The organism is Fodinibius halophilus (assembly GCF_011059105.1).
Classification (GTDB): domain Bacteria; phylum Bacteroidota; class Rhodothermia; order Balneolales; family Balneolaceae; genus Fodinibius; species Fodinibius halophilus.
The window spans coordinates 18,544-39,451 of the sequence record NZ_JAALLS010000012.1 but is presented as its reverse complement, the minus strand read 5'-3'; the positions used below and the strand labels follow the sequence as shown (position 1 = coordinate 39,451).

Below are 20,908 nucleotides of genomic sequence, written 5' to 3'. Positions count from 1 at the left end.
TGTTATTGTACCAGTGTAAAGTAACAGATGTATACAAGGGTAAATCTCTTACTTATAATGTATATTATGCTAATAATATGGTATTAAGAGAGATATTAAGTTAAAAGGATCTATTTGAAACCCTGTCAATAATGGTATAACCTACTTATGTAATAAAATAAGGATTGGGGTTGTCTGTTTATTCACTAAAATACCTATAAATAGGTATAGTAATATATATGGAAAAAGTTGGCTCAGAGGATAACCGGTTTTATTTGAGCAGAAAGTTAATAGGAGTCGTAGCTGCTTTTATCGCTGCTGCCAGTATGTTGGTAGTATTGACAAACTTTTCCATCAATATGATAGCGGCTTCCACTGATTATTTAACGCTGTTATCTAAGTGGGGGCAGCTGCATTACCAGGCAAATAGTGCTATTGAAAGCTATGGGCACAGTGGTGATATCAGTGAGTACCGTAAGTTCCGGGCACTTCAGAAAAAGCAAAATACGTATGAACAAGCAGTAGATGAGCTCTTTACGGAGGAGCCCGATGTACAAGTTATTTTTAATGCTTTTCCTCCTGATATTGTATACCCCAATGAGATATCGAGTCTGATATTTGCATTCAAGCAGTTTAAGTCATTTGATAAGATCAAGGAGATTCAGGCTGCATGGCAGGAAGTTAGCAGGATTGAGGAAGAGCAGCTGCAGTTGGCAGAAAAAATATCTCAGGAGTGGGAAAAGAAAAAAACGGACCAATCCCGGATCGATCAATATCTAATCTCTTATAATGAGTTAAGTAGCAACTGGGATATTCATAATCAGCAGTTGATGAGAAGGGTAGGGCTGGCATCAACCATTATTAAACGTACAGGTCTCTGGATTAGCGTTCTCCTGGGTATCCTATTGGTACTTATCGGGGTAGTATTTACAGTACGTGCACGTAAAAGTATTGGACGCTGGGAGCAAACACTCAATGAAAAGGAAGTGTTATTATCAGAAATTCACCATCGCGTCAAAAATAATATGGCGGTAGTATCAGGCCTTTTGGAATTGGAAAATATGCAGGGTGGAGATCCGGAGCAGGCTCTGCAAGATAGCCAAGATCGTATTCAGTCGATGGCGATGATCCATGAAGAGCTGTACCAGTCAGATTCATTTTCAAGAGTAAATCTGAGTCACTATCTCAAAAAACTAACCTCTTATATTGTTGATGTTCATATCCAAGATGATGTCGATATTTCTTTAAAAACCTATTTCGAAGAGGTAACACTAAATATTAATCAAGCTGTTCCATTAGGATTAATAGTAAATGAGATGTTAGCTAATGCTGTTAAATATGGATGTAATCCCTCCTGTGATGGAGATATTACCGTTTCACTTTCCGAGAGGGATGAGCTAGTGACCCTGTCAATAAAAGATAATGGTCCGGGGTTACCGGAGGAAGTAAGTTATGAGCGTGCCGACTCATCAGGAATGGTGATTGTAAAGACATTAGTCCAACAACTGGAAGGTGAGGTAACACTTCAAGATAAAGAAGGGGTTTATTTTGAACTTAAGTTCCAAAAGTCTGATGCGGCCGGGGCTGGTAATGCTAATTTGTAAACAGTCTTTATCTGTAATAGACATAGCGAAGTATTATGAGTGAGTATAATATAAGGAAAGGCTTGAAAGTGGCAGGAGCCGGTTTTATCGCAAGCCTGGCAATGTTTTTACTTATTTTTCTGGGTATAAACGTACTGGAGTTTGCTCCGTTTAATGTGCCGCCGTCGGCAGCATTTCTATATAACCTGGGAGTAGAAAACCAAATATATGCTCTGCTTTTACACTTCGCTTATGGTATGTTTTGGTCCTTTGTATTGGTATACACTTTTGAAGAAGATACAACCATTAAGAAAGCACTTCTATTATCTATAACACTTTGGGTTTTTATGATGCTCGTGTACAGTCCTTTAATTGGCTGGGGGATTTTCGGATTCGGTTATGCCCAAAGCCTTGCTCCTGATCACCCCTTGTTTTTGAAAGGTACGGCCTCTTATATCATTATAACATTATTGGTTCATTTAGTTTATGGATACATATTGGGTTTTCTTGATAGCCGATGGATTGGCAAAAAATGAATTCCTAGTTATTGAGAAGAGCTGCTTTCATAGATAGGTAACTCCCAGTAAAAGATTTCCTTTAGCTGCTGAACTAACGCTTTGCGAACTTATGAGAGGGGCTCCTGCGCAGCTACATGTTTGGGCTGATACATAGAGTGGGGTAAGAATAAGAGCTACTACTAATAATGTGGGAATATATCGACTAATCATATTCGGCAGCTTGGTTCATTTTTTCTTTAGACGACCAGCTACCAAATACTCTTACGAGATAGGCTTATCCTTGTACTGCTCGAAGGGCTTCAAGCAATGCTTCATATTCTTCACGACACTCTCCACATCTTTTGAGATGGTCTTCTACCAAAGGCATAGCTTCTGCTGCTGACTTTCCTTTAAGTTCTAACTCTGCAAATTTATTAAGCTTATCAAAGCATTTACCACACCCAATCTCGTCTTCATGCGAGTTAAAGGCCGCATTAATAAGCTTTTTTATAACTTTTTTTGTGATCTTCATAATTTGTTATTCCTGGTATTACCCATTCTGACAACAAGAGGTAATACAATCTTACTAATTATTAAACAGTTTCGCCGGATCAACCCCCTCCAGTTCAAGTTGGTTTTTTATTTTCAAACGAGCATCATGAACCAATTTATAAAGGGCATTCCGGTTGGTGCCCATCTGTTCGGCGACCACCGTAGCTGAAAGACCTTGCATCATAAGTGCTTTCATGGCCCTTCGTTGTTTCTCGGTTAACTCTTCGTTAATAATGCGAAGCACCTTTCTAAGAATCATCTGTTCATGGGTTGCTTCTTCAGGGTCGGGCAGTTCAGTAGCAAATGTTAATGATGTCAGTTCATCTCTACCCTCATCATTGGGGTATTTAAAGTCCTCAATAGAAGAGTCATCATATTTTTTTCGTCGCAGTTCGGTAAGGCCCTCACGGACTGCTATTTTCATGGCCCAGGTAGTGAGTTTGCTCTCTCCGCGAAAGGTGTCAATATTGTCCAATATCTTTAGCAGGGCATCTTGGGCAACGTCTTCAACAAACTGATCCAGTTCGCGATCTACATATTTGTGGAGCGCAGGTTTTAGCCCCCGGATGAGCTTGTCCCGAAGTTGTTCCACCGCCTTTTCATCTGCCGGTGCTGAAAGTCCCCGGATCCACTCTTCGTTTGTCTCGTAAGAACTGTCATCCTTACGACGTCTTTTAAACCAGTTGAGCATACAAAGTTTTTTGCTTATTGATTAAATCCTAAATAACAATAGCCATGCTTTCATTCAACCTGCATCGCTTAAGGTATATAATAATATTGATGATTGGAATGACTTCAGTGAGTTATGGGCAAACGAATCTTTTAAAGGGATGGGAAACGAATACTGAAAAAGCCCTTATTGAGCTCAGCGAGTTTAAAAAAGGCGGCCCGCCCAAAGATGGTATTCCCTCTATTGATGATCCGAAATTTATTACTTCTGATGATGCTGATAGCTGGCTTGCGTTTTAGTCGGAGACAAATATTTATGAGGCTAAATAAGCTATTGACAAAGTAGCGAATTCATTATAAGGTTTATTTTTAGTCAATCATTTATTTATGAAAAGTAATAAAATAGAATTTGCCAGCAGCCAAGGCGATACACTTTCGGCTCGTATCGACGAACCTAATGGCGGTATTTCAAAAGGGGCGGTGCTTTTTGCACACTGTTTTACCTGTAGTAAAGATTTGAAGGCCGTTGGACGTATCAGCCACGCCCTCACCGATCAGGGGATGGGAGTGTTTCGCTTCGATTTTACGGGCTTGGGAGAAAGTGAAGGGGATTTCGCTGATACTAATTTCTCATCAAATATTGAAGATCTCAAAGCAGCTGCATCGTATATGGAAAAGGAATGGGCCACAGCCCGGATGTTGATTGGCCACTCGTTGGGAGGTGCGGCCGTGCTACAAGCCACTCATCAAATATCATCAATTGAAGCAGTAGCTACAGTAGGAGCCCCTTGTAATCCCGAACACGTTACGCATCTTTTGGTGAACAAAAAGGATCAAATAAAAGAGCAGGGTAAGGCTCGGGTTAAGCTAGCCGGACGCGAATTTACCATCAAAAAACAGTTTCTGGATGACCTTAAAGAACAAAAAATGAATAAGATGATTAAGGAGTTAGATACGCCGCTGATAATTTTTCATTCTCCCGTGGATAAGACAGTAGGTATTGATAACGCAGCCCATATTTATAAGCTGGCCAAACACCCCAAGAGTTTTATTTCGCTTGATGATGCGGATCACTTGCTAACTAACGAAGAAGATGCCCGTTATGTAGGATCTGTGGCTGCTGCTTGGGTAGATCGGTACCTTTAATTTTAATTTGTAGGCCTTATTGATGATGGACAGCCTTTTGAATCGTTTGGGATACCGCCTGGCCCGTTATCTCAGTCGTTCGGATGAAGAGCAGCAATCGATTACAACCTGCTCTCGAAAAGCATTGGAGCAATCGCTACAGCCGGGAGATATTCTGCTCATTGAAGGGACGAGCCGAATTAGTACAGCAATAAAATATATTACCCAATCTACTTGGTCTCATGTAGCACTGAATGTTGGGTATGACGAGGAAGTGTCAGACGATGAAGGGGAAGGTCCTTGGCTTATTGAGGCTGATGTGGCGGAGGGTGTACGGGCTGTTCCGTTGGCAAAGTATTGCCATATGCATGTACGTATCTGTAGAGCGGTAGGACTTTCCTCTGATGAGATTCGGAAGGTTATTGATTACATGAAAGAGCGGATAGGATATCAGTATGATTTAAAGAATATTCTTGACTTGGCACGTTACCTTATTCGTACGCCTCCCGTTCCTGAACGCCATCGAAGAAAGTTATTGGCGTTGGGCAGTGGGGATCCCACAAAAGCAATATGTTCGTCACTTATAGCGCAAGCATTCCAGGGAGTAAACTATCCCATATTGCCCACTATTGATCTGGATGAAAACAGTAATAGGGCTGAAGTAAAGCTACAAGAAGAAATTTTACATATCCGGCACCACAGCTTGTTTGCCCCTCGTGATTTTGATGTATCTCCCTATTTTCAAATAGTTAAACCAACTATCGAAGCGGGCTTTGACTACAAGCAACTAACATGGGCTCAAAAATCATCTGTTGAAAACTAAGTCGGTAGCCAGGTATAAAGACAGGGTGCCGATACTAGGCGTTAAATAAAATATCTCCTCCCGCAGCAGAGCTACGGGAGGAGATGATGATTATACAACTTATACTCATTACATAGCAGAGTTGCAGGATGAGTTTGTAGAGTAAATAGAAATAAGTTTACAGTTTCCAGCTGAGAGTACCAATAATCCAGCGTTTGGGCATGTGTGCACCAAGGATATCCTGGTATTTTTCATTAAATAGGTTATCGATTTCAATTCCAACAGTGAGGTTTTGGTAGACGGAATATTCCGCTTTCAGATTCCAAACACTGTAGCTCGAGGCTTTAAAAGCCCCAATCGATGGAGCCTGGTCGGAGTCTCGCTCTTTCCAAAGGCCCGTTAACGCAACGCTGGCGGGTCCTTTTTGAATAGATGCTGTTCCGTTGACCAGGTGACGGGCATAGTTAGCGATATATTTTGAATCAATATTATCATCATTTAGCAGGTTGGAAAAAGTATATCCAATACGACTGCTGAGCCACCAATCGGCTCCCAGGTTTTTATGGATGGTTATTTCTGATTCCAGCCCAACGGTTTCTACATTGCTTAAGTTCTGAGCATACAGATAATTCGTGCTGTTAGCCAGGTTTTTGTCGTTGGGGATATTGGCAGAATTGGTTTCTACATAGTCTATCAGATTATCTGATGCGCGTACAAAGCCGGTGGCAGAAAAACGAATATGTGATACCCCTACAAAGTCGAAGCCCAACTCGCCAGACCATGAACGCTCTGCTTTTAAGTTCGGGTTCCCAAGATTGCGTCCTGCTGATAAAGGTCCAGCAAGGTTCGTAGAAATGTATCGCTCGGTATAACTGGCCGACCGAATGCTGCGACCGCCGGAAGTGCGCAAGATCCAGTTGCCGGTATCATAAGAAGCACTTAGTTGGGGCATCAATTCGGTGCCATAGTTTTCATCATGATCAAGACGTAAACTCCCCGTCAAGGTAAAGGAGCCAGTCGGCTGCCATTCGGCCATTGAAAAGCCGGCATAGTGCCAGTCGTTGTGATCGCCGCGATCATTACTTTCAATACTGCGTCCGGTAGTTTGAGCACCATAGGTTAACGACCATTCGTTTGACAGTTCTCGATATTGCGTAAGTTGTAGATTCAGCAGTTTTGTGGTGTGATGGTTTGCCGGAAAGGCGGGGTTAAATACAAAGTCATCGGTATTGTGTTTAAATGCTCCTTTTAAAGTGGTTAACGCATTGTCATCATGTTTGGTAAGCTTAAGTTGTGTCCACCAGGCTTTGGTATGGTCTGTCGCCTCATCATAAGAACTTGCTGTGTAGAAATACTTGGCGTTGTAATCGCGATAATCATAAGCGCCGCGAGCGGCCAGGTCCCAGCCATCACCTAAATCAAATCCGGCTGAAAGAGAAGCTTTGCCGATATTAAAATGATTAGTATAATTGTCAGCTAATTCTTGACCGGGGGTATTAAACCACATGCCGCCCCCTGCAATTCTATAATCAGATTCTGAGTAGAAAAATCCTCCCTGGCCGATTTTGAGATCCTCTTGACCATAGCCGATTTTAGCATTTATATCAGTTTGGTCAGCACTGTTTTGTTGGCTGAAACTACGTGTGATAATATTTATGACACCGCCAACAGCATCGGCCCCGTATTGTGCGGCTGCCGGACCGTGAAGCACCTCAATGCGGTCAATTTCTGAGGGTGATACCGGAATATTAGAACTGTAGTGCGCCGTTAAGGGGTCGTTTAGGCGCATTCCATCCACCATTACCAACACTTGGGAAAATGAACTACCGCGAATACTAAAGTCAGATTGAGTTCCGAAGGCACCGCGTGACTGTACTTCTATTCCGGAAGCATAGCGCAGTACTTCGTCAGTAGTATGTACCGGCAGGCTGCGAATTGTTTTTGCCGGGATGATCGTAATATTTCGTCCGGAACCCGCTACTGTCTGGGGGATATGGCTTGAAGAAACAAGCACTTCTTTTGATACCACCAGGGTATCCAGCGTTTCGGTTTGTTGGGCATGCCCCGCTACAGTGGTCATAAAAAATAGCAGTAACAGAATGGATTTGGGGATCCGGGTTGTGATCTCAATAAATAATGATGCTGAATTTCGAAATGAGAACATGATGTAGCTCGTGGTAGTGTAGTTAAAAATTGTACTGATCAAATGCCTTTTTAAATAGCGGGGAAAATATCATGATTTTAGCCGTAAAGAAAGGATAAGCCTGAGTATTTTTTCTTGTGGATATGAACAAAAGACCTCATCAATATTTTTGACAGAGACAGCAATTGCACCGGATTTTTATGGAAAACTAAAATAGCGTAAGAAATGTTCTACCGATATCATCAATATATAAACGAGGCCCTGTTTGCTTTGAATGATACCCTGAAGGGCTATTATACTCAGATGGGTAGAAGGTTAATCACATAAAGGAGATTGGGTAGGTGTATACCCAAGGGTAGAAATGCAACCGGATTTTGATGAGATCTGGTTTGTATTTTTTCTGAGGGGAAGGCTGGTAAAGCCTTCCCTTTTTTAAATAATTTGTTGCAAATGACCTATTTGGCAAGCGGTTTTTCTTGCGTGGATGGTTCTTTAGGCAGACCGGTTTTTATAGGATTTTGGGGGTCACTACACCACTCATACCATCCACCATCGTATACCGACACCTTCGGCCACCCCATCATCCAGGCATTCCAGAAGGCTTCGCTGCCGCGCCAACCGGTACCGCAGTAGAAGGCAATATGTTTATCAGGAGTAATACCGGCTTCTTTCCATGTTTGTTCTACTTCCTGGAATTCACGCATTGTGTGATCGAAGTTGCGATAGTTCTCCATATGGTAAGCATCACTGCCACAGTTGCCAAACACTGCACCGGGAATTCGCCCGGTTTTTTCGATATAGTGATATCCGCTTCTGTTACCGATGAACTCTTCCCAGCTGCGAATGCTCACTAATTCGCCATCATCAGCGGCAATGAGCTGTTTGGCTTTAGGAGTATCAATCATTACTTCGGGACGTCCGGGTATTTCGGCACCAAAGTTTTCAATAGGTTGTGGGGAGATAGGTTCGGCGGATAGGGACCGCCCTGCTGTTTCCCAGCTGGTGATGCCGCCATTAAGAATACGTACATCCTTTACACCGGCATATAACATGATGGCGGCAGAGCGCAAGGCTCCCAGATGACCAGCACTTTTGCCGGGAAATTTCTCTTTGTCGAAAGTAGGAGATGAGAAACGGCCGTAAAGTACAACCGTCGTATCGTGGCGAATGCCCAGCTGTGCAAGAGTTTCTCTTAATTCCTCCGGAGACCGCCGATTCCATGTTTCAGTAGATTCCAGGCTGTTGGTATCCACCGGAATAGCTCCGGGGATATGACCGCGGTGGTAGTCTTCAATATGATCGTAATGACTGTGACAGATCACAAAATCATCATTATCATAATGTGGAGGATTATTTCCATCAACTAGTTGTTTTACCCAATCAGGATAAACCAGTTGTTGATATCTGGGGAGGTTATCTAGCGGTTGGCTCTCATTAGCAGCCCATTCATCAGTGAAACTGTGGTAGGTATAAAGCTTATCGTAGCCGAGTGCATCCAGTTTTTCAGCCATAGCATTCGTTTCATCGACAGAGTAACCGTAGATGATGACCGGGTTGTTAGGGATGATACTTTTTTCTTCGAGCACTTCTACCCAATCCATATAATCGGTCCACTGCAGGGGAATACTTTTGGCTCCGGGGATATGACCTCCTCTTGGTTCACCTTCAAGTTTCCAACCGTTATAAGCAGCAATAGGACGGACATCAATGAACTGAACGTTTCCTTCTTGGAGTTTTGAAGCAGCTTCTTTTGTTGATAGCTCTTTAGCCGACTGTGACATATGATCCTTTTTGAGGTTAGAAGGTAATGGATGATCAGCAACATGGTTGATACCATTTTTAAGGTATTGCATCAAACATTTAGTCGCATACTTAGTTGTTCAAGGTGAACTTGTACCATTATAGTATGATGCAGCATCAACACAAATAGTTAGTACTAAATTCGAATAAGTCAAGTGTTTTCACTGCTCGATGAATTTTTCTTTTATTGTCAGCAATTGCAGTTAGATCGCAAGCATTAGGTTGGTCTTCAGACATAATATCAAGGTAGATTTTCTTATTTTTATTGTGTCGAATTAATAGAACGATGTAATTTTTACCTCAGGATACCTTCGTATATAAGGTGCAGTACAAGGATATCCCCGCAATTTTAGGAGGGATGGCTAATTCCGGAGATCATTCCAATCAGCATGATCAGCGACATAGCCAGCGTCTCCAGTAACCGATACTAGGTTCTTGTTTGGATCTACTTGCTAACAAAGGATGAGTCCATAAGAATTTAAATTTATTTAAGATTTCGGAATCATTAATCTTAAATAAGGGTTATGTATATAAACGATGGTGTGATTAAAGAGACATTTTAGAGATAAAGTTGTCTCATATCTTTTAATATAAGATAGGAGGTTCATATGATTCCTTTCAAAAACAGATCGAACCTCGAAAAGTATTATGTGCTCATTTTTGAAAGCGGTTTAATAATGAGTTTGCTCATTTTTGTAGCTCTTGCCAAACTACCCATTAGTGGAAGTGGGGAACAAGAGTTTACTATTAGTGAACAGAGCGAAGTGATTGCCATGGAAGATATAGAGCAGACAAAACAAGAGAAAAGGCCACCGCCTCCCCCGCGGCCGGTAGCTCCGGTGGCGGTTCCTAATGATGAAATCATTGAGGAGCAGATTTTAGACCTTGACGCTGAACTGGATATAAATCAAGAAGTGGACCGGTTACCTCCACCGCCGAAAGAAGGGGAAGAGGAATCAACGTCGGAGGAAGAGGATTTTTTTATAGCTGTTGAACAGATGCCCGTTTTGAAAGGAGGGCTGAAGTCAATACAGAAACATATCGAATATCCTAAGAAAGCCCGAATGGCTGGTATTGAAGGACGAGTGATTGTACAATTCGTGGTGAATGAAAAGGGAGAAGTGGAGAACCCCAGAGTTATTCGTGGTATTGGAGGGGGCTGCGATCAAGAAGCTATTCGAGTGGTTAAGCTTGCCAAGTTTGAGCCCGGTCGACAAAGAGGGGTTACTGTTCGGGTTCAATACAGTTTGCCCATTACATTTATACTAAAGGGAAATAAATGAGTGTGAAAATATCTGAGTCGGAATGCGGAATTGTGATTTTGTGAGGGCTTTGCAAAACCTTTGATTTCGTCATTCTGAGCTTGTCGAAGAATCTCCAGTATCCATCTGTTGCCGTTGAAAGGGAGATCCTTCATTACATTCAGGATGACTGCCTGGTTTTGCAAAGGTCCCTTTGTTGTATAGTCTCGCATTAACTAGTTAAGCGGGGCTAGCCGTAGAGTCTGCTTTGCCATTTTTGTAGTAAATAATTTTTTCGATGGTGCCCGTACTATCGTGATACACCCACTTGCCATGTTTACGTCCATCTTTGAACGTACCTTTGGCAGAAATTGTATGATCGGGATACCAGCCTGTAAACTCGCCGTGATAGAAAGAGACCCGCTTATTATTTTTTAGCGGCCAAATGGCTTTAGGGTTGCCGTTCTCCCAAAAGTCGATGGCTTTCTTTTTATTCCACTTTGATTTGAGTGAACCATCCTCAAAATAGCGTTTGCCGGAATGTTTATTGTATCTGGATTTTAGAGCTCCGGAATAGTACCAGGTGGTTGTTCTATATTGCTGGTCTGTACTATCTGGAGTTACCACCATTTTGGAATTTTTCTCGCCGTTGGGGTACCAGGAAGTAAATGTCTGTATTTTTCCATTCTTGAAGATGCCCTTGGTTTTCAAACTGTCGTTCCAATTTTTGTTTTCCAAAGTCCCGGTAAAAGTTTGCTCTTTATCTTTTAGATAATAAGTGCGATCTGTAAAGTGTGTAGAGTCAAGAAGCGCTTTTTTATTTGTATAACTATTGCCACTTAACTCCAGCTTTGGAAAGGCCATTAATATTTGATCCTGTTTTTGTTCTAACGAAAGGTTCGCTGCTGAACGATCGTTGGATTTGCAAGACAAAAGAAGGAAAAATAAAAGAGTGCAAAAAGTAAGCCGCATCATTTGTTAAGGAGGTTAGAAGATTCTATACACGAAGTGCAGTTATATAAACAACATTATCGTGATAAATTGCAATTTCCTTAAATAGTGGAGAAAATATTTTAATATTGCATTTGCCTAAAACAAAATGCGAATATTAAATGAAGGTTGCAGCCCGATATCATACACATCTACTGGGGCAGCGTGAAATTGATTAGGGGTTACATTCTGGTTGACGGCAATATTAAGCTCACGATACCAGGGGTTGTTGCGATCGAATAAGTTCATAACCGAGGCCGAAAACACAATGCGAAATGCTGGAAAGTTACGCTTGTATTCGGCTGAAATATCGGTGCGTTGGTAATGGTCCAGGCGTTTGTCTCTCTGGGGGCCAAAAGTTGCCAGCCTATTTGGGGTACCCGAAGCATACATCCACGAAAGATAAAGGGAGAGCTCATCAAAAGGATTAGCTTCTACCATTGCACTGTATCGGTAGGTGCGGTCCCAATCCGCATAAAAAGATTGACCGTTATTAATATCGGGGTTCGAAAATGTTACTTCGGAAAGGGCAAACGTTTGAGAGAGTGTGAATATTGACCATTGAGATTGCAGCAGGAATTCAGCTCCTTTTGCGGTGCCTGTATTATTGGTATACCAGGGGTTCGTTGAGGTCGTATTACTTAGTGAGAAGGTGTTAACTTCATGCATTCGAACATTATCAAATGTTTTGTGATATCCTTCAATTTGGGCATATAGCCAATCAGAAATATCAAAATACGAACCGGTAGAAAAATAATTTACTGTTGTGGGAGGTTGTTGGCTGTCTGCAAGGATCCAAACATTGGCTGTAACGGTGTTGCTGAGAGAAAGCTGATTAATGAATTGATGGTTCCGGCTAAAACCTGCAGACCATGATACGTTGGAGTTCGGGAATAATTTTATTTTGACACGGGGAGACCATTTGAGATAGCGACCGTTTGAGTAATAATGAAACCGTATGCCTCCAAAGACATCGACAACATTATCCCATTTGTTAAAATCCAGTTGGGCATATCCATCAATCTTGTGGGCTTTGGTAGAATTAAAATATCCTGAATAACCGAAAGATTGCTCATAGTATTCGCCCAAAAAGTAGTTATACGAAATACCGCTGCTTATCAGCCAGTCTTTATTATCAAATTCAAATTGCTGCTTTGCCTTGAATTTATTTAGTACACTTTCATTGCCGAAAGGGAAAATAAAAGCCTGAAGGTTACCGGTGCCCTGATTGGTTTCCATGTAGGTAAAGTCATCTTTAATAAAAGAGGTCTGGTAGATGCTGGTACCCAGTAACGAAGTACTGAATATATCTTCTCCAAGCCAGTACTGATATTTTGCTGTTGCAGCACCGTTTTGCCAATCATTTGTAGTGGTTACCGGTCGATATTCGAAGTTGTTATTGCCTGAAAATGAAAGGGTTTGGAATAATCGTTTTGAGTTTTGGTTCGTGTCATCGCCTCCCCAGTAACCGCTTAGAATGAGCCTGCTTCCAGCTATACCTTCAAAATAGAGTTTGCCGTGCAGGTCGTAAAAAGAAGCAGAGGTGCTTTGTGTTTTCAGCAGTCGGTTTTGTAAGTCTACCAGGCCGGCAGTAAGTTCTTGTTGTGGGCGATTTACATTGAGCCCCCATTGTACAAGTTCTGAATTATGGAACCAGTCAACGGTGTTCATATATGAGCGCCGACCTGAGATTAGCCAGCTGCTGCGCCCTTTTTTCAGAGGGCCTTCCAGTGACATGCGTATCGAGGAGTTACTGATACCGGCGGTCCCCGATATATGGTCCATCGATCCGGTTTTAGTCAGAAGAGATAAAGTACCACCCGGCGGAGCCTCCAGCTTTAAAGGTGCAATATCGTAATAGAACCCACTGCGTTTAAGGATATCACCATTAAAACTGTCTATAAGTCCAAATAGGTGGCTTCTGTTATAGATGGTAATATTATCAACTTTTACCTGGAGCGCGTCCGATGGGCTCCCCCTCACATGCATGCCATCACTCATCAGGGGCGACAGGGAGATAGAAGGCAGCGCCTGAAGGGCCCGCAGGGTATTGCTCTCTCCCATGGGGCTAAAGGTGCCAATATCTACCATCGTCGAATGCTGCTTATTGAGGTTGCTGTACGAGTTACTCCCGGTTATCAGGATATAATTGCCATCAATACGTTCGGGAGTAAGCCGAAAGGTCAACTCTTGAATTTGTGAAGCTTCATCGAGATCTAATGTTATCTTTTTGGACCCATAGCCGACATACCTGCACTCCAGTTCCAGGCTTTTTTGTTGAAAAGTATCTTTGATGGTAAAGTTGCCACTCTCTTTGGTACTTAGACCATTAATTCTATCGTGCTCTTTCCAGGTTATTGTAGCATAGGGCAACCGTTCGCCGGTAGTGCCATCAACAACTTGCCCGTGAATAGTTAGTTGTTGTTTTTGCGCAGTTGCTTGTTGTTGAAAAATGATCGCTTGCTGACGCTCACTGTTCACTTTCAAACTCAGATTAAAAGGGTGCAAAGCCTCTTTTAGTGTCGTAAGAGGATTGGTGCTGTCAGCCGTAAAAGAGAGGGTAATGTCTGCCAGTAAAGCCTCGCGGTATAAGAAGCGAAAAGAGGTTTTTTCCTCTAAATCTTGAATGACATCCAACACAGATTGTTCATGGTATCGGTACTGGCCTTTTGAGGGAAGCGTACATATCCCCATAAAAACCCCGATGAGCAGCACATATTTAAAGATCTTTATTTTCTTCATGTTATCATATTATTACTGGCTGTTGGGTTCAAAAGTATAGCGACTATCCCCGGTTTGAGTGAACGTACCATTAAGGGCGAGTTCGAGATCCTCGAGAGCCGTATTTACTTTATCCAGTGACAGGCGTCCTGTAAGTTGCTGTTGTGCCACCGGGTTGGGCAGTAGTACGGTGATGCCGAATTGTTGCTCCAGCTCAGCAGCTATTTGCTGGACTGATTTGTCATTAAAAATAAGTTCTCCGTCAATCCAGTCGGTAAACTCCTCTGCATTGGCTACCGTTTTGTTTGGTGTGGCTTTTGCACTGGCAAGAGTCGCCGATTCCCCGGGTTTTAGGATGACACGGTTTTCCCTATCCGAAGGTTTGACTTCAACAGATCCTTCTTCAAGGTAAACTTGCAGTTGCTCACCCCATGAGCTGAGGTTAAAGCGAGTACCAAGCACGCTTACTTTCCCGATATCAGTAGTAACCGAAAAAGTTCGGTTGTTCTGTTTGGTTACCTCGAAAAATGCTTCTCCCTCAAGGTGGTACGACTGGAGTATTTTACTATTATCACTAGTATATAATCGAGAGTGAGGTCGCAACGTTACCGTGCTCCCATCATCTAAAGTAATAGTAGTGATTGTAGATGTTGATTGAGCCAGTAGCCTTTTTTGTTGAGCGAAGAACTGCATGTAGATTGCACCGGAGAGCAACCCGACAATAAGGATGGCGGCTGCAGCCCAGCGTACTGTTGAAGAAGAAAAAATCGTAGTGATATTGGCCGTAGAATCCACTTTATCGGCCTGCTGAGTAGCTGCATTAATATTGTTCCAAACCTCTTTTTTATCCGCCTCGAATGATGGGCTTTCATCCTTTTTGGTTTCAACATATTCTGCAAGTTCTTGAATGAAGTCGTCATCAAGTTCTGCCAGCGGTATATTCTGCTCCCGCGCTTTTTTGATGAACTCTGCTCGCTTGGAATCAGGGTCGTTATGTGATTGTTGATCACCCATTGTAATTACTGCATGTTACATATTTAATTAATCATATTATAGTTCGCTTACTTCGCCTGTTTGCAGGTTCAGCAGGAACTGTGCTGTACTGTTTTCAAAATACAACTGGGCCGTACCGTTACCCAGAGCTTTGATGGTTCCGGTCATCTTGTTACCGGTTCCTTCTCTTTTGGCATTGGCCCATACTGTGAGCTGCCACTGCAGCCTTCCGGCTAGTGCAAGCCCGGGATGGATTTGGTCTAGAGCCTCTTTACCGATTTGAATATTTAAAAACGTAATTGTTAAATCATATGTGTATGTAGAGCCAGAACCGTCAGCTTGCTCCGTGCTCGTAGTGCTACTGCCGGCATGGTTGCCTTCTACTGTAAGTGCGGTGCTGTTATCTGTATAGCCGCCTACCATAAAGGTATCGGTTCTGGAGAAAGAGATTCGTTCTTCACCGGTATTAATTTGTCCATTGCGTTGCCCCGTATAATTGACGGAGGCAATGTCATTTTCTTGTTCCCTGGGAAAAGGTATAAAGTTACCCTCTGCATCCCGGTATATATATTTTAAGCTATCAGTAACAGTCTTCATGAAAAAGGGAGCATCAAACATAACCTCTCTCATAAAAGAAACATGATGCACCCCGGTACCTTCGTTATACCGATAATTGTAATTCGTTTCTTTGCCACGACCACTGAGATCTTGTTCTTTCCTTTTGGCCTTACTGTTTGTTTCTGTAAAGCTGGTTTGAGAAATAATAGTAAGCGCATCACTTATACTTAGCACTACCCCGCTATTATTATTAGAGAGCGAGTTGCCAATTATTTGGCTGGCCATGGCAAGATCTTCTTTGGTGATTGGGTCACTGCCGGTATCCTCCAGATGATCCAGGGTGCAGCTGCTGAAAATAGTGGTTGCGACAAAGAGTATGATATAAAGTTGTTTTTTCATTTTTCTGCCTTTTCATGTCCGTTATGTTGCTATACACATCAGCCGGGTGGTAACCCCCAATCACTTTTAAAACTATCTGAACCGTTCCAATGATTTCCGAATATCTTTAAGGGCCAGCCCCATATGGTTTTCAATGGTTTTGGGAGTAACCTCCATCGTTTCAGCTGCTTCTTTATAGGTAAGGTCTTCGACAAAACAGAGTCGAAATACCATTCCCCGCTTTTCCGGCATCTCTTCTATCGCGCGATCTATCGCCTTTTTTAAATCGGTTTCCCGGGCATGGTCTTCCGGTGTTAATCTGGATTCTTGCTCCGGTACAGCTTCGTCGTTACTAAACTTTTTATGATCCCGGTGGTGGTTGAGCATTCGGGTATAGGCAATGCGAAAAATATACGACTTTAATGATTTATCGGGATCGATCTTTGAGCGGTGTTCCCATATATAGATAAAAGCCTTTTGGATAATATCTTTGGCGGCCTCTTTCGAGGTGTTTCTGCTGACTAGAAAACGGAGCAGGGAATCGAAATGAGCATCGTAAAAAGTGCGAAATGCTTTATGATCTCCCTCTTTAATCTTTTGGGCAAGATCCTGTTTGTCCGCCTCTGTGTCCAGCGTCGAGGCCAGGGCAATAAGGGCGTATGAAAGTGATAGTACGTTTGTCATCAGTGGTGGTTAGTCAAACAATTGACTCAATAATATAAATTATCCGGCTCGAAACAATATTTAAGTCTCCACTTAGCATTTATAGCGGTAATAAGCGTTTGCAAAGGCGTTGTTATATCATTTGCCGATTTAATTTTGTCTTTGCTACATCCATTCAAAAAAAATAAAAAACCTTTGGGGGATGGGGGGCGTGTTGTGTGTACTGTTTATAGAGAATGATCACAAAAGCAGATAAATAAATTCGGAATAGAACAATATATGATTAAGGCAGACGGAACCGGTACCCCAATATTCCTGGCGGAGATGGTTCGTCGGGAGTGTCCCCTTAAAAGCCGGTTCAAATAGCACAGAGAGCGCTACAGAAGCCGATGGCGGGGAGGTTGAAAAGCCTCCCCGTTTTTTAATCACTGGTTACTCTAAAGTAGAGCAGTATTAACTACTAACATAATGAGACATAATTGCTGTGAGATAAATAAATTTGTAAGGATTTACCTTGCCAAAGGTCTTACATACTGTTCTGAGAAAACCAATCATATTTTCTATTGTTGTACGTTGGATAAACTGTCTTATTTGAAATTATAACGTTATATTTACAGCTATTTTAAAAAAGGAGACTAACTACCATGAGCGAAAAAACGATGCCCACCAAGCGAGATCTGATGAAACTACGGTTTGAGGTTATCAGTGAGGATGAAAAGATTAACCGCCCCCTGTGCCAGGGAGATTATCGGGAAGTGGTAACCTATCTTAAAAAAAGGGATGTCGATGGCTTAAATGTTATTGCCGTGGATATCGACAGCTGGAGTAGCATGGATCCTATTTCGGCAAAAGAGTTTTTAAAATGGTATGAACTTATCGTATTGCCCCAGTTTAAAGAAGCTACTTATAATAAAGAGGTCGAGATCTATTTTCCAAGCCAGCAACTGGAACTTGCCGAAAAGGCATAGGAGAATGGGGGGGGGCTATATCCATGAGTTTATCTCCCAAGCATTAGAGGCCTTAGGGCAATATTAGCAGTTTTTGGATTAAAATAATTGTTCGAAGAGCAGCTTAAAACTATCCCGACTATAAGAAAAATGCTGCATCTTTTAACTATTTTTAAATAGTATATCCACCCCTGATTTAACTTATGGATTATTTGCCAATGGAAGGCGGCCAACGGCATTCTTATCAAATACAATTGTACCCCAAGAGTTTCTTACTTGTCAGTAATCTATGCCCACCGCAATCGCATCCCGTTCAGGATTACCGCCATTATGGATAACCTCGTTGAGATGGAAGGACTAGCCATGCAGGCAGCCAACGATATGCTCGGCGAAGATGAGCAAGGCTTTATCGGCGAGCAGATTAAAAAGTTCGGCGCTGATATCAACGATAACTCCCTGTTCTGTGATAAACTCCGGTCGGCCAACTAAAATGTCATTCGATTGATATTCTGTTTCTATTCCCTGTGCGGTGTGAGCAGTAAATTGATTGGCTTCTGCTATTTCAGTGCTGTTATTTATAGTCTCCCAAATGACATCGGCTAGCGGATGTCCGGAAGCTGATTCCGCAATTGAGGGCCAATACAAAATCTCTTGTTGTTAATCGGAAAATGATTCTTTTCTATTTGCATCAAGAGTTTTTGAGATATCTGACATTGATTCATCTTCATACGTTCTGACAATAGACCCCACCCAATCCCTTTTTCAAGCAGATCATAGAGGCTGTATCCAATAGACAAACAATGGTCAGCTGCGGCTTCTTCCAGCAGTGTTAAAATAGTAACAGGAGTTGCTTCTCCATGCTGGCCCATCTCGAAATATCGTAGGTCGAACTGTTTTTTATACATTTTAGGTTTCTTTATGAGAAAGAGTCCACCTTAGAGATGGACTCTTTCCAAATGATAGGATTACTCTTTATACGTAAGCACGCGTCCCCAGAGACTTTTGGTACCCCAGATGCCGCGGCGCAGCGTTTCAAGCTGCACAATCTGACTGTGATCCACAAACATATTTACTTCAGGACCATAGTTCTTGATGTACCATGCGAATACTTCCGGATCAGCCGCTTCAAACATCAGCTTCTCCAGGCCGATTTCGTTAATAAACTCCGCCGGCACTTCAGTTCGCCATGGATTCGCATTCTCGGTGATACCTTCCGATTCGATCATAATCATATAGGCTCCGGCATCTACAAATCGTTTGGCCTGCTTGACGGCATATTCAGTATCAAGTGTACCTTCCGATTCCAGTTCGCCCTGCGCGGTATCACCACCGGCACCAAACTGGATACCGATTTCGGGTTTGGCTTTCAGTCCGGCTTCCTGCACTTTTTCGATCAGTCGCAGCCAGTCGTCGGTGGGCAGGGTGATGAATCCGGCCGAGAGCTCAATAATATCGAAACCGTAATCTTTGCAGGTATCTATATACTGATCAACGGCGTCTTTGCCCTGCGTAAGCACATACTCCATAAATCCACCGGTGGATACCAGCGCATCGTGGTCGTGGGCAATATCAATAAGCTCTTGTACGGATTTTTTCGGCATGATCGAAAACGATCCGCCCGAAAACTTCAGCGAATCTACGTGCTCGCCCATAGTTTCCATGATATCATTAAGATATCGTTTGCCCATAACAGCGTAGTATGGACCGCGGATTTCGGTAATACCTGTTTTCCTGGGTTTAGGTTCTCGTTGGTTTTTATTTAAAAAGTCGAATGTTTTTTCGTTGGCCATAAGGTTGAGTATTTTGGTTATCAGTTATTGGTTAATTGGAGATCAGAACTGCGCATAACCATTAACCAATAACTATTTTCTAATTTTAACTTCTCTAAGTAATTTCATCAGCTTATTTACACTTTGTTGGTCAAAATCCTGAACGATGCTTACAATCTGTTCGCGTAATTCTTTTGAGGTGAAGGGTTCAGCCAATCCTTCAAACTTGGCGATAATCGTCTCCCAGCTCATGGGACGCGTATGAAAACCCTCGTAATCATGCTTTTCGATGGTGTGGGATTCTCCGTTTTTGAGATGTACCGTCAGTTTGGTCGGCATCTCATCGGGAAAGCGATCGCTGTATTCCTGCTTCGGTGAAACTTCCACTTTTTGCAACAGCGTCTGAATATCATCGGCTTCAATCCGGTCTTTTTCATATTGCTCCGGCATCACCTGTTCATCAAGCAGAGCGGCCGACACCATATACTGCAGGCTGTGATCGGCCTCTTCTTTCGTACGCACAATCGTCTTGTCACCTTCTTCACCGCCGCCGATAATGTGATACGCCACATCGAATATTTCGATATTAATCTTATCAACGTCATCGGCCGTAAAGCCCTGTTTCTCCTTCAATTCAATCATTCCTTCAATGGACGATTGAGAATGGATTTCGGCATTGTATTTCTTAATAATTGTGTTGGTAACGCGCTCCAAATCTTCATTTGACCAATCGATGGAGAATTCACCGGCAATGGAATCCATAAATCCTTTGTTACCTTCGAAAACAGCCGGCGGACCGGTGATCCCATACTTTGCGAGGAGCGCCGCGTGGGTCCCGCCAAAAGCAGTATGAGGATATGCCAGTCCTTTCCAGTTAGACAGGGCACCAGTTCGTGTCACGCGGAGGGCATTCAGGGCGGTACCTGCAATCGAAATAGCGTTAGCCGTCTTATCCTCATCTAATCCCAGTGCGTTAGAAACGCCGACTGCTACAGCATAGGAGCCTTGGGTGGTATGGTCGAATCCCTTGTCGCGCACGGGCGCTTCGTCACTCAGCCGACATTGCACCTGGTAGGCAACTCCGAGTGCTGTCAAAAAATCTTTGCCGCTTAGACCGGTTGTTTCTCCGGCCGCCAAAATAGATCCGATATTATCACTCGGATGACATGTTTCGCCCTTCGCCAGATAACTGTCATTGAAATCGAGGTAGCGAACCAGTCCACTGTTGTATAGAGCTGCACGGTCGGGCGTCGTTTTGCCGCTGCCGATTAAGGTACTCTGTTGCGATCCACCCAAATCGTCAACCATTTTTCTGATTGATTCAAGCGGCGGGCCTTTAATAGCTCCAATAGCAGTTCCTAAAGAATCAAGGAGCCTAATTTTAAGTTGCTTAATTGCTTCAGCAGATAAATCATTATATGTTGCACTGTTCACAAATTTAGATAAGTCATGTACAATCATGGCTATCACCTTTAACAGGTTTATGGGAATATTAGGG

20 protein-coding genes are annotated in these 20,908 nt (G+C 42.7%); 8 read left to right on the top strand and 12 right to left on the bottom strand.

Annotated features, from left to right (window positions below):
* Window positions 1-218 precede the first annotated feature (218 nt).
* Together G3569_RS10320 and G3569_RS10315 are read left to right on the top strand one after the other, a co-directional pair.
* Complete coding sequence (locus tag G3569_RS10320) at window positions 219-1,583, top strand: sensor histidine kinase (protein WP_165268806.1); 1,365 nt, start codon at window positions 219-221, stop codon at window positions 1,581-1,583.
* A 35-nt stretch (window positions 1,584-1,618) separates the two neighbouring features.
* Window positions 1,619-2,098, top strand: coding sequence for a hypothetical protein (locus G3569_RS10315; protein WP_165268804.1), 480 nt, complete (start codon window positions 1,619-1,621; stop codon window positions 2,096-2,098).
* 256 nt (window positions 2,099-2,354) lie between these two features.
* On the opposite strand, the gene G3569_RS10310 is transcribed toward G3569_RS10315, so the two are convergent.
* A complete protein-coding gene (locus tag G3569_RS10310) occupies window positions 2,355-2,591 on the bottom strand; it encodes an anti-sigma factor (protein ID WP_165268802.1) in 237 nt (78 codons plus the stop codon).
* 54 nt (window positions 2,592-2,645) lie between these two features.
* Window positions 2,646-3,302: an RNA polymerase sigma factor gene (locus G3569_RS10305; protein WP_165268800.1), complete on the bottom strand. Its 657-nt coding sequence runs from the start codon at window positions 3,300-3,302 to the stop codon at window positions 2,646-2,648.
* Window positions 3,303-3,400: 98 nt separating this feature from the next.
* Between G3569_RS10305 and G3569_RS10300 the strand changes: the two genes are divergently transcribed.
* The 3 genes from G3569_RS10300 to G3569_RS10290 all read left to right on the top strand — a co-directional run bounded on the left by G3569_RS10300 (window position 3,401) and on the right by G3569_RS10290 (window position 5,228).
* The gene (locus G3569_RS10300) at window positions 3,401-3,580 is read left to right on the top strand and encodes a hypothetical protein (protein WP_165268798.1); all 180 of its coding nucleotides are present in this window, start codon (window positions 3,401-3,403) and stop codon (window positions 3,578-3,580) included.
* An 87-nt stretch (window positions 3,581-3,667) separates the two neighbouring features.
* Window positions 3,668-4,426 (top strand): alpha/beta hydrolase family protein, encoded by a 759-nt coding sequence (locus tag G3569_RS10295; RefSeq protein ID WP_165268796.1) that lies wholly within the window; start codon window positions 3,668-3,670, stop codon window positions 4,424-4,426.
* Between the two features lie 22 nt (window positions 4,427-4,448).
* The gene (locus tag G3569_RS10290) at window positions 4,449-5,228 is read left to right on the top strand and encodes a YiiX/YebB-like N1pC/P60 family cysteine hydrolase (protein ID WP_205720133.1); all 780 of its coding nucleotides are present in this window, start codon (window positions 4,449-4,451) and stop codon (window positions 5,226-5,228) included.
* A 157-nt stretch (window positions 5,229-5,385) separates the two neighbouring features.
* On the opposite strand, the gene G3569_RS10285 is transcribed toward G3569_RS10290, so the two are convergent.
* Together G3569_RS10285 and G3569_RS10280 are read right to left on the bottom strand one after the other, a co-directional pair.
* Window positions 5,386-7,371: a TonB-dependent receptor plug domain-containing protein gene (locus G3569_RS10285; RefSeq protein ID WP_205720132.1), complete on the bottom strand. Its 1,986-nt coding sequence runs from the start codon at window positions 7,369-7,371 to the stop codon at window positions 5,386-5,388.
* Between the two features lie 434 nt (window positions 7,372-7,805).
* Window positions 7,806-9,203 (bottom strand): rhodanese-like domain-containing protein, encoded by a 1,398-nt coding sequence (locus G3569_RS10280; protein WP_205720131.1) that lies wholly within the window; start codon window positions 9,201-9,203, stop codon window positions 7,806-7,808.
* A gap of 555 nt (window positions 9,204-9,758) precedes the next feature.
* Between G3569_RS10280 and G3569_RS10275 the strand changes: the two genes are divergently transcribed.
* Window positions 9,759-10,433 carry an energy transducer TonB gene (locus G3569_RS10275; protein ID WP_165268792.1) on the top strand — a complete coding sequence of 225 codons (675 nt, stop codon included), beginning with the start codon at window positions 9,759-9,761 and terminating at the stop codon, window positions 10,431-10,433.
* A 198-nt stretch (window positions 10,434-10,631) separates the two neighbouring features.
* Here the strand turns inward: G3569_RS10275 and G3569_RS10270 are convergent, their stop codons facing one another.
* The 5 genes from G3569_RS10270 to G3569_RS10250 form a co-directional block, all read right to left on the bottom strand.
* Window positions 10,632-11,255 carry a toxin-antitoxin system YwqK family antitoxin gene (locus G3569_RS10270; protein WP_165268790.1) on the bottom strand — a complete coding sequence of 208 codons (624 nt, stop codon included), beginning with the start codon at window positions 11,253-11,255 and terminating at the stop codon, window positions 10,632-10,634.
* Window positions 11,256-11,480: 225 nt separating this feature from the next.
* Window positions 11,481-14,123, bottom strand: coding sequence for a TonB-dependent receptor (locus G3569_RS10265; protein WP_165268788.1), 2,643 nt, complete (start codon window positions 14,121-14,123; stop codon window positions 11,481-11,483).
* 12 nt (window positions 14,124-14,135) lie between these two features.
* Entirely contained in the window at window positions 14,136-15,116 is a 981-nt protein-coding gene (locus tag G3569_RS10260; RefSeq protein ID WP_165268786.1) for a FecR family protein, read from the bottom strand.
* A gap of 36 nt (window positions 15,117-15,152) precedes the next feature.
* On the bottom strand, window positions 15,153-16,052 hold the full coding sequence (locus G3569_RS10255; RefSeq protein WP_165268784.1) for a hypothetical protein: 900 nt from the start codon (window positions 16,050-16,052) through the stop codon (window positions 15,153-15,155).
* Window positions 16,053-16,124: 72 nt separating this feature from the next.
* Window positions 16,125-16,715 carry an RNA polymerase sigma-70 factor gene (locus tag G3569_RS10250; RefSeq protein WP_165268782.1) on the bottom strand — a complete coding sequence of 197 codons (591 nt, stop codon included), beginning with the start codon at window positions 16,713-16,715 and terminating at the stop codon, window positions 16,125-16,127.
* Between the two features lie 623 nt (window positions 16,716-17,338).
* Between G3569_RS10250 and G3569_RS10245 the strand changes: the two genes are divergently transcribed.
* The gene (locus G3569_RS10245) at window positions 17,339-17,662 is read left to right on the top strand and encodes a hypothetical protein (RefSeq protein WP_165268780.1); all 324 of its coding nucleotides are present in this window, start codon (window positions 17,339-17,341) and stop codon (window positions 17,660-17,662) included.
* Between the two features lie 309 nt (window positions 17,663-17,971).
* Complete coding sequence (locus G3569_RS10240; RefSeq protein WP_205720130.1) at window positions 17,972-18,130, top strand: hypothetical protein; 159 nt, start codon at window positions 17,972-17,974, stop codon at window positions 18,128-18,130.
* 110 nt (window positions 18,131-18,240) lie between these two features.
* Here the strand turns inward: G3569_RS10240 and G3569_RS10235 are convergent, their stop codons facing one another.
* The 3 genes from G3569_RS10235 to G3569_RS10225 form a co-directional block, all read right to left on the bottom strand.
* The gene (locus G3569_RS10235) at window positions 18,241-18,546 is read right to left on the bottom strand and encodes a hotdog family protein (RefSeq protein ID WP_165268776.1); all 306 of its coding nucleotides are present in this window, start codon (window positions 18,544-18,546) and stop codon (window positions 18,241-18,243) included.
* A gap of 60 nt (window positions 18,547-18,606) precedes the next feature.
* Complete coding sequence (locus tag G3569_RS10230) at window positions 18,607-19,431, bottom strand: phosphosulfolactate synthase (protein WP_165268774.1); 825 nt, start codon at window positions 19,429-19,431, stop codon at window positions 18,607-18,609.
* Window positions 19,432-19,503: 72 nt separating this feature from the next.
* On the bottom strand, window positions 19,504-20,871 hold the full coding sequence (locus tag G3569_RS10225; protein WP_165268772.1) for an MmgE/PrpD family protein: 1,368 nt from the start codon (window positions 20,869-20,871) through the stop codon (window positions 19,504-19,506).
* Between the last annotated feature and the right edge of the window lie 37 nt (window positions 20,872-20,908).